The organism is Kocuria sp. SM24M-10 (assembly GCF_001027955.1).
GTDB classification, from domain to species: domain Bacteria; phylum Actinomycetota; class Actinomycetes; order Actinomycetales; family Micrococcaceae; genus Kocuria; species Kocuria oceani.
Genome location: NZ_LDNX01000119.1, coordinates 1 through 14177 on the forward strand (window position 1 = coordinate 1; position 14177 = coordinate 14177).

Below are 14177 nucleotides of genomic sequence, written 5' to 3' on the forward strand. Positions count from 1 at the left end.
GGGGGGTGAGCAGCGGGTTCAGCGGGACGACCGCGGCTCCGGCGCGCAGGATCCCGTAGTACGCGATCGGCATCTGCGGGACGTTCGGTGCGATGAGCGCCACCCGGTCCCCGGCGCGCACCCCGGTGGCGTGCAGCAGCCCCGCGGCCCGGGCCGCGAGCGCGTCGAGCTCGGCGTAGCCGAGGACGCGGTCGTCCAGCACCACGGCCGGGCGGTCCGGGTGGCGGGCGGCGGTGTCGGCGAGCAGGGACGCCAGGTCCGGCATGACGGGGTTCCTTCCGGAGCGGGCGACGTGGTGGCCATTGCACCCCACCGGACGGGGCCCGGCCCGTGTCCGCGTCCGGCCTCCCCTGTCCGTCCACCCCGTCCACCGGCACAGGGGCGGGGACCGGCGGGCGGGGCTCAGTCGGCGAGGTCCAGGAACCGGCGGGCCACGGCCTCGCCCCCGTCGGCCTCCCGGCAGACCACCATGATCGTGTCGTCGCCGGCGATGGTCCCGAGCACCGCCGGGAGCACGGAGGTGTCGATGGCGGAGGCGAAGTACTGGGCGGCCCCCGGCGGGGTGCGCAGCACCACGAGGTTGGCGCTGGCCTCGGCCGTGACGAGCAGCTCCCGGCACAGGGACGCCAGCCGCGCGTCGAGCACCTCCTGGGTGATCCCGGCGGCGGGTGAGCGGTCGGCCCCGGCCTGGGGCACCGCGTAGACGAGGGCGCCGGACCCGTCCCGGACCCGGACGGCGCCGAGCTCGACGAGGTCGCGGGAGAGCGTGGCCTGCGTGACCTGCACGCCGTCCTGGGAGAGCAGGGCCGCCAGCTCGGCCTGGGAGTGGACGGCGCCGCCGGTCACCAGGGCCACGATCCGCGCCTGACGGGCGGTCTTGGTCGCCGGGATGCTCATGCCGGCAGGCCCGGGGAGCGGGCGGCGCCGAGGTCGTAGCGCCCGGACCGGGCCATGAGCCACACGAGCAGCGCCTTCTGCGCGTGCAGCCGGTTCTCGGCCTCGTCCCAGACGACCGACTGCGGGCCGTCGATGACCTCCGCGGCGACCTCCGACCCCCGGAAGGCGGGCAGGCAGTGCAGGAACAGCGCTCCGGGATCGGCCCGGGCCATGGCGGCGGCGTCCACGCAGTAGGGCCTGAAGATCCGGGCCCGGGCCTCGGTCTCGGCCTCCTGGCCCATGGACACCCAGGTGTCGGTGCACACCACGTCCGCGCCGGCGAGCGCCTCGGCCGGGTCGGTGGTCACCCGCACCGACCCGCCGGTCCGGGCGGCCCGCTCCTCGGCGGCCCGGACGACGTCGGGGTCCGGCAGGTAGCCCTGCGGCCCGGCCACCCGCACGTGCATGCCGGCCGTGGCCCCGCCCAGCAGGTAGGAGTGGGCCATGTTGTTGGCGGCGTCCCCGAGGTAGGCGAAGGTCAGCCCGGCGGGGTCGCCCCGGTGCTCGCGGACCGTGAGCAGGTCGGCGAGGATCTGGCACGGGTGGTAGGCGTCGGAGAGCCCGTTGACCACCGGCACGTCCGAGGCGGCGGCCATCTCCTCGAGCCCGGACTGGGCGTAGGTGCGCCAGACGATCGTGGAGACCATGCGGGAGAACACGCGCGCCGTGTCGGCCACGCTCTCCTTGCCCAGCTGGGACTCCCCCGGGTTGATCATCAGGGGGTTGCCGCCGAGGTCGGCGATCCCGGCGGAGAAGGAGGCCCGGGTGCGGGTGGAGGTCTTGTCGAAGACGACGGCCACGGTCTGCGGGCCGGCGTAGGGGCGGTGGGCCCAGCGGTCGGCCTTGAGGGCGAGCGCGAGCTCGAGCACCTCGGACTGCTCCTGCTGGGTGAGGTCCGTGTCGACGAGGAAGTGGCGGGGGGTCATGGACGGTTTCATGCTTCTTTCGCTGGGACGGCGGCCGGAGGGGTGCCGGCCGGGGACGCGGCGGGGGCCGCGACGGCGGTGGTGGCGGTGGACAGGATCCCGGGCAGGGCCTCGAGGAAGGTGCGCGCCTGCTCCTCCGTGAAGATCAGGGGCGGGGCCAGGCGCAGGGTCGCGGGGCCGGTGGCGTTGACGATGAACCCGGCCTCCCGGGCGGCCTCGACCACGGCGGGCCCGAACGGGGCGGCGGCGCCCTCGGGGACGAGGAGGTCGGCGCCGATGAGCAGGCCGCGCTGGCGGACCTCGCCGACGCCGGGGACCGCGCGCAGCCCGTCGCCGAGCAGGGCGCCGACCGTGCGGGCGTGCTCGAGCAGCCCGTCCTCCTCGATGACCGTGACGGTGGCCAGTCCCGCGGCGGTGGCCGGCGGGTTGCCGCCGAAGGTGGTGCCGTGCTGGCCGGCGCCCAGCAGCGCCGAGACCTCGGGGCCCACGGTGAGCATCGCCCCGATCGGGAAGCCCCCGCCCAGCCCCTTGGCCAGGGTGAGCGCGTCCGGCAGGTCGTCCCCGGTGAGCTCGGTCGAGGAGGCGAACCACCGGCCGGTGCGGCCCACGCCGGTCTGCACCTCGTCCACGATGAGCAGCGCACCGTGCCGGCGGGTCAGCTCCCGGGCGCGCCGGAGGAAGCCCTCGGGCAGCTCGCGCACACCCGCCTCGCCCTGCACCGGCTCCACGACGAGCGCGGCGACCGTCCCGTCGAGGTGCTGCTCGAGGGCCTCGACCGTGGCGGGGATGTGCCGCACCCCGCCGGGCAGCGGCTCGAAGGGCGCCCGGTAGGCCTCCTTGGCGGTCAGGGCGAGAGCGCCCATCGTGCGCCCGTGGAAGGCCGACTCGAGGGCCAGGACCGTGCTGCGGGGCCGGCCGTCCGGGCCGGGGTGCTCCTGGCCGTGCCGCCGGGCGAGCTTGAACGCGGCCTCGTTCGCCTCGGTCCCGGAGTTCGCGAAGAACACGTGGGACCCGGTGGGCGCCCCGGCCAGGGACAGCAGCTTCCCGGCGAGGGCGATCTGCTGCGGCGAGGTGAAGAAGTTGGAGACGTGGCCCAGCGTGGCCAGCTGGCGGGAGACGATCTCCACCCAGCGGGGGTGGGCGTGGCCGAGGGCGTTCACGGCGATGCCCGCCAGCAGGTCCAGGTAGTCCCGGCCGTCGGCGTCGGTGACCACCGCGCCGTGGCCGTGGGTGAGCACGAGGGAGGGGCTGCCGAAGACGCCGAGCAGCGAGTCGGAGTACTCCCCGAGCAGGGCGGTCTGCGCGGAGTAGCAGGAGGTGGCGTGCTGGGTGGCGGTCATGACGAGGCTCCGTGGTCGGGGACGAGCTGGGTTCCGATGCCGGTGTCGGTGAAGATCTCGAGCAGGCACGTGTGCGGGCTGCGCCCGTCCACGATGGACGCCCGGCGCGCCCCGCCCTCCACGGCCCGCAGGGCCGCCTCCATCTTGGGGATCATCCCCGCCTGGAGGCCCGGGAGCATGGCCCGCAGCTCCGAGACGGACAGCGAGGCGATGAGGGAGTCCCGGTCGGGCCAGTTCGCGTAGAGGCCCTCGACGTCGGTGAGCGCCACGAACTTCTCCGCGCGCAGGGCCACGGCGACCGCGGCCGCCGCGGTGTCGGCGTTGACGTTGAGGATCTCCCCGGTCGGCCGGCCGGCGTCGTCGACCTCGGGGGCCACGGAGGAGATCACCGGGATCCGCCCGGCGTCGAGGAGCTGGGTGATGGGCTCGGCGTTGACGCCGACCACCTCGCCCACGTGGCCCAGGTCCACCTCGGCGCCGTCCACCACGGTGCCCCGGCGCACCGCGCGGAAGAGCTCGGCGTCCTCCCCGGACAGCCCGACGGCGTAGGGGCCGGTGGCGTTGAGCAGGGAGACGAGCTCGCGCTGGACCTGGCCCGTGAGCACCATCCGGATCGCGTCCACGGCCTCGCGGGACGTCACCCGCAGTCCGCCGCGGAACTCGGAGGCGATGCCCAGCCGCTCCAGCATCCGGTTGATCTGCGGGCCGCCGCCGTGCACGACCACCGGCCGGACGCCGACGTGGCGCAGGAAGACCATGTCCTGGGCGAAGGCCTCGCGCAGCGGCTCGGAGACCATGGCGTTGCCCCCGTACTTGAAGACCATCACGGCGCCGGCGTAGCGCTGGATCCAGGGCAGGGCCTCCATCAGGGTGCTCGCCTTCAGCTGGGCGGTCTCGTAGCGGGTCGGGTCACTCGGGTGGGGCATGGTTCTCCTGCGCCGTGGGCGGTGGGACGGTGGGCGGTGGGGCGGTCAGCTGGAGTAGGCGCTGTTCTCCTCGACGTAGTCGTGGGTGAGGTCGTTGGTCCACACGGTCGCGTCCGCGTCCCCGGCCTTGAGGTCGATCAGCACGCTGACCCGCCGGTCGGCGGCGAGGTCCACGCCCTCCCGGGGGTCCCCGATCGCCCCGTTGCGGCACACGGTCACCCCGTTGATGGTGACGTCGAGCTTGTCGGGGTCGAACGCGGCGTCGGTGGTGCCCACCGCGGACAGCACGCGCCCCCAGTTGGGGTCGTTGCCGAAGATCGCCGCCTTGAACAGGTTGGAGCGGGCCACCGAGCGGCTCACGTCCTCAGCCTGCTTCTCGGTCGCCGCGTTGACCGTGGTGATCGCGATGTCGTGGGAGGCGCCCTCGGCGTCCGTGATGAGCTGCTGCGCCAGCGAGTGGCACACGGCCGTCACCGCCTGGCTGAACTCGAACTCGTCCGGGGTGACCCCGGAGGCGCCCGAGCCGAGGAGCACCACGGTGTCGTTGGTGGACATGCAGCCGTCGGAGTCCGTGCGGTTGAAGGTGACCTTCACGGCGTCCTCGAGGGCCCACTGCAGGGCGTCCGAGGAGAGCTCGGCGTCGGTGGTGAGGACCACGAGCATCGTGGCCAGCCCGGGGGCGAGCATGCCCGCGCCCTTGGCCATTCCGCCGACCGTCCACCCGTCGCGGACGTAGGCCGCCTGCTTGGACACGGAGTCGGTGGTCATGATGGCCCGGGCGGCGGCGGACCCGGACCCGTCGTCGCCGCCCAGGGCCTCGACGACCGTGGGCAGGCCGCGCTCCATCACGTCCATGGGCAGCTGGACGCCGATGAGCCCGGTCGAGCACACCACCACGTCGCCGGCCCCGACGCCGAGCGCCTCGCCCACGAGCTCGGCGGTGCGGTGGGCGGCCTGGAAGCCCTGCGGCCCGGTGCAGGCGTTGGCCCCGCCGGAGTTGAGGACCACCGCGGCGGCCCGTCCGTCGGCGGTCGCGGCCTTGGACCACTGCACGGGGGCGGCCGTGATCCGGTTGGTCGTGTAGACCGCCCCGACGTGGTGCTGCGGTCCGTCGTTGACGACGAGGGCGAGGTCGGGGCCGCCGGAACCCTTGAACCCGGCGACGGTGCCGGCGGCGCGGAAGCCCTGGGCCGCGGTCACTCCGCGGCCGGTGTCCACCTGGAGGGTGCCGGCGGGCTGCTGGGAGGGATACGTTCTCACGGTGCGACTCCTTGGAGGTTCAGGCCGGTGTCCTCCGGCAGACCGAGGGCGAGGTTCATGGACTGGACGGCACCGCCGGCGGTGCCCTTGACGAGGTTGTCGATGACGCAGGTGACGACCACCCGGCCCGCGCGGGGGTCCAGGGCCAGCTGGAGCTGGGCGTGGTTGGAGCCGGCCACCGACTTCGTGGCCGGCCACGAGCCCTCGGGCAGGACGGTCACGAACTGCTCCGCCACGTAGGCGCCCTCCCAGGCCTCCCGCAGCTGGGCCGCCGTGACCCCCTCGGCGACGCGGGCGGTCGCGGTCGTGAGGATGCCCCGCGGCATGGGCGCCAGGGTCGGGGTGAAGGAGATCCGCACCCGTTCGCCCGCGGCCCGGGACAGGCTCTGTTCGATCTCGGGGGTGTGCCGGTGCGCCCCGCCCACCCCGTAGGGGGTCATGGAGCCCATCACCTCGGAGCCGAGCAGGTGCGGCTTGACGGCCCTGCCCGCGCCGGAGGTGCCCGAGGCGGCGACGATCACGACGTCCTCGGGCTCCAGGAGCCCGGCCGCGAAGCCCGGCCCCAGGGCCAGCAGGGCACTGGTCGGGTAGCAGCCCGGCACCGCGATGCGCGTGGCCCCGCGCAGCTGGTCGCGCTGGCGGGTGCCCTCCCTGTCGACGATCAGCTCGGGCAGCCCGTAGGGCCAGGTCCCCGCGTGGGCCGAGCCGTAGAACTGGTCCCAGTCCTCGGCGGACTCCAGCCGGTGATCGGCCCCGGCGTCGATCACCACGGTCTCCGGCGGCAGCTGCGCGGCGATCGCGGCCGAGGCACCGTGCGGCAGGGCGAGGAAGACGACGTCGTGGTCGGCGAGGTTCTCGACCGTGGTGTCGACGAGCACGCGGTCGGTCAGGGAGTGCAGGTGCGGCTGCAGCTCCCCCAGCCGCTGACCGGCGTTGGAATGGGCCCCCACGGCCCCGATCTCGATCCCCGGGTGGCCGGCGAGGATCCTGAGGACCTCTCCCCCGGCGTACCCGGATGCTCCCGACACTGCTGCGCTGAACGTCATACGGCCCACTCTAGCTCAATTTTATGCATGCTCTTCAATAATTATGCACCGTGACGGGGAGAGCACCGCCGGCCTCCGGCGCGGCGCCGTCCATCCTGGTTCCGGAACGGCGTGGCCCCGAAGTGTGCGCCTCCCGGGCGCAAGCTCTGATCATGACGACTCCTGCCGTGCTCCATCTGTGCTCACGCTACCCCTGCGGGACCGGCGGGGGCAGTGCCGTCGGGGACTGCGTGCCTACGATGAGGGCGTTCCGTCCGCGAAGTCCAGGAGGTACCCGTCATGATCCGTTCCGTCATGGTCGAGCAGTCCGGAGGTCCCGGGGTCCTGTCCCTCGGCGAGCGCCCGGACCTCGAACCGGGCCCGCAGCAGCTGCTCGTCGAGACCCGCGCCGCGGGGGTGAACTTCATCGAGGTCTACCAGCGGGAGGGCGTCTACCCCGTGGAGCACCCCTTCACGCCGGGCTCCGAGGGCATGGGCGTGGTCACGGGCGTCGGCTCCGCGGTGGAGCACTTTGCCCTGGGCGACCGGGTCACCACGTCGCAGGCCACCCGGACGTACGCGGACGCCTTCCTGGTCGACGCGGACAAGGCCCTGCGGGTGCCCGCCGGGGTCTCCGACGAGGTCGCGGCGGCCCTGCCCCTGCAGGGGCTCACGGCCCACTACCTGGTCCGCTCCACCTACCCCGTGCAGGAGGGCGACGTCGCCGTGATCACCGCCGGCGCGGGCGGGGTCGGCGGTCTGGCGGTGCAGCTGCTGAGATCGCTGGGCGCCACGGTCGTCGCCCTGGTCGGCTCGCAGGACAAGGCCGAGACGGCGCGCTCGCTGGGCGCCGACCACGCGCTCGTCGGCTACGAGGGCTTCGCCGAGCGGGTCCGGGAGCTCACCGGCGGCCGCGGCGCGGACGTGGTCTACGACTCCGTGGGCAAGGACACCTTCGACGAGTCGCTCCGGGCGCTGCGAAAGCGCGGGGTGCTGGTGCTCTTCGGCGGGTCCTCCGGCCAGGTGCCCCCGTTCGACCTGCAGGGCCTGGCCCGGCACGGCTCCCTGTACGTCACCCGGCCCACGCTCAACGACTACCTGCTCGACGAGAAGGAGCGCAACTGGCGCGCCGGCGAGCTCTTCGACGCGGTGCTCGACGGCTCCCTGACCGTGCGGGTCGCGCAGACCTTCCCGCTGGCGCAGGCCCGGCAGGCCCACGAGGTGCTCCAGTCCCGGGCCGCCCAGGGCAAGCTGCTGCTGGTCCCGTGAGCGCGGCACCGATGCACCGCTACCTCGGGGCGGACGGCGCCCGGGACCCCTACACCCCGTCCGTCGGGTGCTGCGCGGCCACCGTGGAGCACTACGACCTGGACCTCGACTACGACGTCGAGGACAACGGTCTGGAGGCCCGGGCGGTCCTGACCTGCCGCGCCCTCCGGGACACGGACCGGATCGAGCTGGACCTCACCGAGCTCGCCGTGACCGACGCCCGCGTCAGCGGCGGCGGGCTCGGCGGACTGCTGGGTCCCCGCAAGGTCGGCGTGCAGCACCGGGGCAGCCGGCTCGTGCTCACCCTGCCGCGGCCGGTCGCCGCCGGGGAGTCCTTCGTGCTCACCGTGGCCTACGAGGGCTATCCGGAGTCCCTCGACGGACCGTGGGGCGAGATCGGCTGGGCCGAGCTCGACGACGGTGTGCTCGTCGCCGGGCAGCCCACCGGCTCCTCCACCTGGTTCCCGTGCGTGGACCACCCCTCGCACCGGGCGACCTACCGGGTGAGCGTGCACGCCGACGCCGACTACGAGGTCGTGGTGCACGGCGAGCTGGAGTCGGTGGCCGAGCGCGACGGCGAGCGGCACTGGGTCTACACGTCCCGGGTGCCGCTGCCGCCGTACCTGGCCACCGTGCAGATCGGGCCGTACCGGCGCAGCGAGCTCGCCGGCTCCCGGGTCCCGCAGTACCTCGTGTGCTCGAAGAAGCGGCAGAAGAAGGCCGAGAAGACCTTCGCCGATCAGGGCAGGATGCTCGAGGCCTTCACGGAGTGGTTCGGCCCCTACCCCTTCCCCAGCTACACCGTGGTGGTCGTGGACGAGTCCCTCGAGGACCCGTTCGAGTGCTTCGCCTGCTCCGTGTTCGGCAAGAACCAGCTCGGCACGGACTGGGAGGAGCAGCGGCTGGTGGCCCACGAGCTGGCCCACCAGTGGTTCGGCAACAGCCTCGTGCTCGCCTCCTGGCAGGACATCTGGCTCAACGAGGGCTTCGCGTCCTACGCGGAGTGGGTCTGGTCCGAGGCCTCCGGGGACAAGCCGGCCCGCTGGCACGCGGAGAAGGCCCACCGGTCCCTGTCCAAGATGCGCCAGGACCTGGTGATCGGCGATCCCGGGCAGGTGCGCCTGTTCGACGACGTGGTCTACGTGCGCGGTGCGCTGACCGTCCACGCCCTGCGCGAGGCGCTGGGCGAGGAGGCCTTCCGGGGCATGCTCCGCGGCTGGGTGGCGGCCCACCGCGACGGGTGGGTCAGCACGGCCGGCTTCCGCGAGCACCTGCGCTCCTGGGCGCCCCCGCAGCGCTGGGCCGAGCTCGACGGCCTGCTGGACGCGTGGCTGCTCCGCCCGGAGCTGCCCGCACTGTCCGCCCCCGCCCGGCGCTGACCCGTCCCGTGAGCCTGGCGGTCAGTGCCCGGCGGAGTAGAGCCGGCGGGCGTACCACACCCCGGCCACGGCCACACCGAGACCGGCGAGGAGCAGCAGCGCGGCCCGGATCCGCTGGCCCGTGATCGTCCCGGCGGTGATGCCGTCCCCGAACTCGCCGGCCTCGGCGGTCTCGACGACCTGCAGGGTGCCGTCCTCGACGGCGAGCAGGGCGTCGGCCTCCTGGTGGAAGTGGCCCTCCCGCTCGCCGGTCTGCGTGCCGCGGAAGACGATCTCCTCCCCCGCCTCCGGGACACGCGGATCGGCGAGCCCGGAGTCGAACGGCTGCGCGGTGACCGCCTCGTCCGCGGGCAGTGCCCCCCGGTAGATGGGGTTGTACGTCTTGGTCTGCAGGTCGTTGGTCATGTCCTGGTACGTCCCGGTGATCACCCACGACCGGTCCGCGTAGCCGGCCAGTTTCCGGGAGTCGTCCCAGGCGAGGGCCCCGCTCACGGCCAGGACCAGCCCCAGGAGCAGTCCGAGCAGCCCCACCGCGGTGGGTTTCCAGGCGATCGGCCGGCGGGAGCGCCCGGGCTCCCGCTCGTCGTCGTCGAAGGCGAAGAACGCTTCCTGCCGGTCGGTGGTCTCCTCGGTCATGCTGGGCTCCTGGAACGGGGTCGGGAAAGGGGGGACGACCGCGGCGCCGGGCCGAGGTCGGGGACCCGGTGCCACAGTACCGAAGTTCCCCTCCGCCCCCGGGAACCGCGCACGTGTGACCGGCGGGGCGTGCAACGGCGCACGGCCCGCTCCTGGGGGGCGGGGAGCGGGCCGTGCGTCGGCGGGGCGGGTCAGCCGCGCAGCACGGCGCCGTGGCGCTCGGCGGCCACCGCGACGGCGGCCTCGCGGGCGGCGGAGGCCTCGTCCGCGGTCAGCGTGCGGTCCGGGGCCCGGAAGCGCAGCGCGAGGGCCACCGACTTCCGGCCCGGCTCGATCCCGGCGCCCCGGTAGACGTCGAAGACGCGGACGTCCTCGAGCAGCTCTCCCGCCCCCTCCTCCAGGGCGGCGCGCAGCGCGGCGGCGGGGACTGACTCCTCGACCACGAGCGCCACGTCCTGCGTGGCGGCCGGATAGCCGGAGATGGGGCGGGCCTGGACGACGTCGACCTCCGCGTCGATGAGCGAGCTGAGGTTCAGCTCCATCGCCACGGTGCGCGCGGGCAGGTCCTGGGCGGCCACCAGCTGCGGGTGCAGCTCGCCCGCGTAGCCCAGCGGGGTCCCGTCCGGGGCGCTGAGCACGGCCGTGCGGCCCGGGTGGAAGGCCTGGTGCGTGCCCTGCCGCACGGTCAGCTCCACGCCCAGGACCTCACCGGCGAGCCGGGCGGCGTCCAGGGCGTCCTGCCAGTCGACCGGGCGCGGGGTGACCCACGGGCTCTCGGCCGCGTCCCGGCCGGCGAAGACCGCGGCGAGGTGGCGCGGCTGGACCGGGATCCCGGTCTCCAGCTCGTCCAGCACCTCCTGGCCCGGGTGGGCCCCCAGCGGCGGCAGGGTCCGGGTGACCAGCTGCTGCACGGGCCGGAAGACGCGGCCGACCTCGTACAGGGCCAGGTCGCGGAAGCCGCGGGAGGTGTTGCGCCGCAGCACCTCGAGCAGCCCCGGCAGCAGGGAGACCCGCAGCATCCCCTGGGCCTCGCTGATCGGGTTGGCGAGCTTGACGGAGAGCACCGGGGCACCGGGCTCGGGGGCGCCCCACAGCTCGTTGTCGGCCTGGGAGACGAACGGGTAGGCGAGCACCTCGGTCAGTCCCGCGGCGGCGAGCGCGTCCGCCACGCGCTTGCGGGCCTGCTGCTCGGGGGTCAGCCCGCGGCCGGGCGGGGCCACGGGCAGGCGCGAGGGGATCGCGTCGTAGCCCACGAGCCGGGCGATCTCCTCGACGAGGTCCTCCTTGGCGAGCAGGTCCGTGCGCCACGTCGGCGGCACGACGCGCCAGCCCTCGTCTGTGGCCTGGACCTGGCCGCCGAGCTCGGTGAGGACGGAGACGACCTGCTCGGCGGTGTAGTCCACGCCCACCCGCCGTCCCGCGTAGTCCCAGGGCAGCTCGATGGGCTCGGGGGCCGTGGTCGCGTCCACGTCCGTCACCTCGGGCCCGGCGGTGCCGCCGGCCAGTTCCACGAGCAGCTCCACGGCCCGCTGGGCGGCAACCGGGGCGATCTGCGGGTCCACGCCGCGCTCGAAGCGCTTGGACGCCTCCGAGGGCAGCCGGTGCCGGCGGGTGGTGCGAGCGACGGAGACCTCGTCGAAGCGGGCCGCCTCCACGAGGACGTCGGCGGTGCCGTCGGAGACCTCGGTGGTGGCCCCGCCCATGACCCCGGCCAGGCCGATCGGCCCGGAGCCGTCCGTGATGAGCAGGTCCTCGGGGTCGAGGGTGCGCTGCTTGCCGTCGAGGGTGCCGAGGGTCTCCCCCGCGGCGGCCCGGCGCACGGTGATGCCCCCGGCCAGGGCCTGCAGGTCGTAGAAGTGCAGCGGCTGACCGAACTCGAGCATCACGTAGTTGGAGATGTCCACCGGCAGGGAGATCGAGCGGATGCCCGCCAGACGCAGCCGCGCCGACATCCACGGGGGCGTGGGGGCGGTCGCGTCGATGCCGGTCACCGTGCGGGCGACGAAGCGGGTGCACCCGGGGTTGCCGTGGATGGGGGCGGCGTCGTCGACCGTCACGGGAAAGCCGCCCGCGGTGGGGGCGGGCACCCGCGCGGCCACGGCCTCGGCCGGGTCGGTGAAGGGCTGGTGCACGGCGTGGCAGTACTCGCGGGCCACCCCGCGCACGGAGAAGGCGTAGCCGCGGTCCGGGGTCACGTTGATCTCGGCGGCCTCGTCGTGGAGCCCGAGCAGCTCCAGCGCGTCCGTGCCGATCTCCGGGTCCAGGCCCAGCGTCGAGAGCACCAGGATGCCGTCGTGGTCCTCCCCGATCCCGAGCTCGCGCACCGAGGCGATCATGCCCGCGGACGTGTGCCCGTAGGTCTTGCGCGCCGAGATCCGGAAGTTCCCGGGCAGCACGGCGCCGGGCAGGGTCACCACGACCTTGTCCCCGACCTCGAAGTTGTGGGCCCCGCAGATCACGCCCTGCACCCCGGAGGGGTCGATGCCCTTGCCGGTCAGCGTCTGCTCCTGGCCCTCGGGCACCACGCGCACCGTGCACCAGTTGACGGTCTTGCCGTTGGAGTGGATCTCCGGCTCCTTGGACAGCACCTGGCCCACGACGACCGGTCCGTGCAGCTCGTCCGCGGGGCGGTGGACGTCCTCCTCCTCGAGGCCGACCTGCACCAGGGTGGCCAGGACGTCCTCGGCGGTGGCGTCCGCGGGGACGGGGGCGTGCTCGCGCAGCCATGACAAAGGAACTCGCATGTCTTAGATCTCCATCCCGAAGTGCTCGCTGAAGCGGATGTCGCCCTCGACCATGTCGTGCATGTCCGGGACGTTGTTGCGGAACATCAGGGTCCGCTCGATGCCCATGCCGAACGCGAAGCCCGAGTGCACCTCGGGGTCGATGCCGGCGGCGCGCAGCACGTTGGGGTGGACCATGCCGCAGCCGCCCCACTCGATCCACCGCGGCCCGCCCTTGGCGTTCGGGTGCCATACGTCCAGCTCGGCCGAGGGCTCGGTGAACGGGAAGTAGTTGGGGCGCAGCCGGATCCGCGCCTCCGGGCCGAACATCTGCCGGGCGAAGTGCTCCAGCGTGCCCTTGAGGTCCGCCATCGACAGGCCCTTGTCCACGGCCAGGCCCTCGACCTGGTGGAAGACGGGGGTGTGCGTGGCGTCGAGCTCGTCGGTGCGGTAGGTGCGCCCGGGGACGACGACGTAGACCGGCAGGTCGCGGGTCAGCAGCGTGCGCATCTGCACCGGGGAGGTGTGCGTGCGCAGCACCAGGTGGGCCTCGGGCGGGTCCACGAAGAACGTGTCCTGCAGCTCCCGGGCGGGGTGGTCCGGCTTGAAGTTCAGGGAGTCGAAGTTGTACCACTCGGACTCGACCTCGGGCCCGTCGGCGACCTCCCAGCCCATGGCCACGAAGGTCTCGCCGATGCGCTCCATGAGGTTCGTCAGCGGGTGCCGTCCGCCCAGCTGCCGGCGGCGGCCGGCGGCGGTGACGTCCACCGCCTCCTCCACCAGGATCCGGGCGTCGCGCTCCTCCTCGAGCACCGCGGTGCGGGCGGCGATCGCCTGGTTCACGCGGCCGCGGGCCTGGCCCACGAGCTTGCCCGCGGCGGCCTTCTGCGTCTTGTCGAGCGAGCCGATCTGCCGGTTGGCCAGCGCCAGCGGGGACCGCTCCCCCGCGTGGGCGAGCCGGACCTCCTTGAGCTGGTCGAGGTCCTGGGCGTTTCCGACGGCGGTGAGAGCCGCCTCCACGGCCGCGGCGACCGCGGCCTCGTCGGTCGGGTCGACCGCGCCGCTCGGCGCGGTCTCGGGTGGCAGTTCAGACATCAGCACTGGCTTCTTCGGCTCGGGGACAGTGGCGTCCGGGCACGCCGGCTCACGTTCCGTGAGTCCAGTGGCACGGGAAAGCCCGGATCGGCGCGGATCGCGGGCGGACCCCAGTCTATGGCACACGGTCGGAGGGCACCGGCGGCCGCCAACGGGAGTCGCGGCCCGGTGGACTGCGGCCTAGTCTGGGCCCATGAGCGCTCCGGCCGGCCGCCGGGCCCGTCTGCGCGCGGCCTGGAACATGACGAACCTGTCCACCCCGCTGGGGCTGCTGGTGGCCGCGCTCACCGGCACGCGCGTGGTGCGCGGCCCCGAGGGGCTGCTGCTGGGCTTCGGCTACCGGCCGAGGCTGCCCAGGGCGGGGGCGTTCACCGTGGGCAACGTGGTCCTCTTCCGCGGCGGGCCCGACGACGTCGCCGCCCGCCCCCGGCTGCTGGCCCACGAGTCCCGCCACGCCAGCCAGTACGCCCTGTGCCTGGGCCTGCCGTTCCTGCCCCTCTACGGCGCCGCCGCCGGGTGGTCGGTGCTGCGCTGCGGGCACCCGGCCCCGCACAACCTCTTCGAGGTGCGGGCGGGCCTGGCCGACGGCGGCTACCGCGCCCGGCCCCGCCGCCGGCACGGCCCATCCGCCCGGAACTGACCACGCCGTCCCCGGGTGACCA

13 protein-coding genes are annotated in these 14177 nt (G+C 74.2%); 3 read left to right on the forward strand and 10 right to left on the reverse strand.

The window, feature by feature from the left end; genetic code table 11:
• From ABL57_RS13425 to argC, 7 genes are all read right to left on the reverse strand, one after another.
• Nucleotides 1-265, reverse strand: a 265-nt coding sequence (locus ABL57_RS13425) for an AMP-binding protein (RefSeq protein ID WP_047803985.1), incomplete at its 3' end; no start/stop codon positions are given.
• A 137-nt stretch (nt 266-402) separates the two neighbouring features.
• Complete coding sequence (locus ABL57_RS13430; protein ID WP_047803986.1) at nt 403-897, reverse strand: arginine repressor; 495 nt, start codon at nt 895-897, stop codon at nt 403-405.
• Nucleotides 894-1862, reverse strand: a complete 969-nt coding sequence (argF, locus tag ABL57_RS13435; protein WP_369821340.1) for an ornithine carbamoyltransferase — start codon at nt 1860-1862, stop codon at nt 894-896. Before argF ends, ABL57_RS13430 begins: the two co-directional genes overlap by 4 nt.
• 8 nt (nt 1863-1870) lie before the next feature.
• Nucleotides 1871-3202: an acetylornithine transaminase gene (locus ABL57_RS13440; RefSeq protein ID WP_047803988.1), complete on the reverse strand. Its 1332-nt coding sequence runs from the start codon at nt 3200-3202 to the stop codon at nt 1871-1873.
• Nucleotides 3199-4128, reverse strand: coding sequence for an acetylglutamate kinase (gene argB, locus ABL57_RS13445; protein ID WP_047803989.1), 930 nt, complete (start codon nt 4126-4128; stop codon nt 3199-3201). Before argB ends, ABL57_RS13440 begins: the two co-directional genes overlap by 4 nt.
• A 45-nt stretch (nt 4129-4173) precedes the next feature.
• Nucleotides 4174-5388, reverse strand: coding sequence for a bifunctional glutamate N-acetyltransferase/amino-acid acetyltransferase ArgJ (gene argJ, locus ABL57_RS13450; protein WP_203225631.1), 1215 nt, complete (start codon nt 5386-5388; stop codon nt 4174-4176).
• Nucleotides 5385-6434 carry an N-acetyl-gamma-glutamyl-phosphate reductase gene (gene argC, locus ABL57_RS13455; protein ID WP_047803990.1) on the reverse strand — a complete coding sequence of 350 codons (1050 nt, stop codon included), beginning with the start codon at nt 6432-6434 and terminating at the stop codon, nt 5385-5387. The genes argJ and argC overlap by 4 nt, the downstream gene beginning before the upstream one ends.
• 279 nt (nt 6435-6713) lie before the next feature.
• On the opposite strand from argC, the gene ABL57_RS13460 reads away from it, so the two are divergent.
• Both ABL57_RS13460 and ABL57_RS13465 read left to right on the forward strand, forming a co-directional pair.
• Nucleotides 6714-7682 (forward strand): quinone oxidoreductase, encoded by a 969-nt coding sequence (locus ABL57_RS13460; protein WP_047803991.1) that lies wholly within the window; start codon nt 6714-6716, stop codon nt 7680-7682.
• Nucleotides 7679-9061 carry a M1 family metallopeptidase gene (locus ABL57_RS13465; protein WP_152683400.1) on the forward strand — a complete coding sequence of 461 codons (1383 nt, stop codon included), beginning with the start codon at nt 7679-7681 and terminating at the stop codon, nt 9059-9061. Before ABL57_RS13460 ends, ABL57_RS13465 begins: the two co-directional genes overlap by 4 nt.
• Before the next feature lie 21 nt (nt 9062-9082).
• Here ABL57_RS13465 and ABL57_RS13470 read toward each other — a convergent pair whose 3' ends face one another.
• The 3 genes from ABL57_RS13470 to pheS form a co-directional block, all read right to left on the reverse strand.
• Entirely contained in the window at nt 9083-9697 is a 615-nt protein-coding gene (locus tag ABL57_RS13470) for a hypothetical protein (RefSeq protein WP_047803993.1), read from the reverse strand.
• A gap of 191 nt (nt 9698-9888) precedes the next feature.
• Entirely contained in the window at nt 9889-12441 is a 2553-nt protein-coding gene (gene pheT, locus ABL57_RS13475) for a phenylalanine--tRNA ligase subunit beta (RefSeq protein ID WP_047803994.1), read from the reverse strand.
• A gap of 3 nt (nt 12442-12444) precedes the next feature.
• A complete protein-coding gene (gene pheS / locus ABL57_RS13480; RefSeq protein ID WP_047804016.1) occupies nt 12445-13515 on the reverse strand; it encodes a phenylalanine--tRNA ligase subunit alpha in 1071 nt (356 codons plus the stop codon).
• Between the two features lie 193 nt (nt 13516-13708).
• Here pheS and ABL57_RS13485 point away from each other — a divergent pair, with 193 nt between their 5' ends.
• Complete coding sequence (locus ABL57_RS13485) at nt 13709-14155, forward strand: DUF4157 domain-containing protein (RefSeq protein ID WP_047803995.1); 447 nt, start codon at nt 13709-13711, stop codon at nt 14153-14155.
• The last annotated feature ends 22 nt before the right edge of the window (nt 14156-14177 follow it).

Excerpts from the sequence above, each read along its gene's own strand:
- ABL57_RS13440 (WP_047803988.1), bottom strand. The coding sequence starts at position 3,202 with ATGACCGCCACCCAGCACGCCACCTCCTGCTACTCCGCGCAGACCGCC.
- argC (WP_047803990.1), bottom strand. The coding sequence starts at position 6,434 with ATGACGTTCAGCGCAGCAGTGTCGGGAGCATCCGGGTACGCCGGGGGA.
- pheT (WP_047803994.1), bottom strand. The coding sequence starts at position 12,441 with ATGCGAGTTCCTTTGTCATGGCTGCGCGAGCACGCCCCCGTCCCCGCG.
- argB (WP_047803989.1), bottom strand. The coding sequence starts at position 4,128 with ATGCCCCACCCGAGTGACCCGACCCGCTACGAGACCGCCCAGCTGAAG.
- ABL57_RS13485 (WP_047803995.1), top strand. The coding sequence starts at position 13,709 with ATGAGCGCTCCGGCCGGCCGCCGGGCCCGTCTGCGCGCGGCCTGGAAC.
- argF (WP_369821340.1), bottom strand. The coding sequence starts at position 1,862 with ATGACCCCCCGCCACTTCCTCGTCGACACGGACCTCACCCAGCAGGAG.
- pheS (WP_047804016.1), bottom strand. The coding sequence starts at position 13,515 with ATGTCTGAACTGCCACCCGAGACCGCGCCGAGCGGCGCGGTCGACCCG.
- ABL57_RS13430 (WP_047803986.1), bottom strand. The coding sequence starts at position 897 with ATGAGCATCCCGGCGACCAAGACCGCCCGTCAGGCGCGGATCGTGGCC.
- ABL57_RS13460 (WP_047803991.1), top strand. The coding sequence starts at position 6,714 with ATGATCCGTTCCGTCATGGTCGAGCAGTCCGGAGGTCCCGGGGTCCTG.
- ABL57_RS13470 (WP_047803993.1), bottom strand. The coding sequence starts at position 9,697 with ATGACCGAGGAGACCACCGACCGGCAGGAAGCGTTCTTCGCCTTCGAC.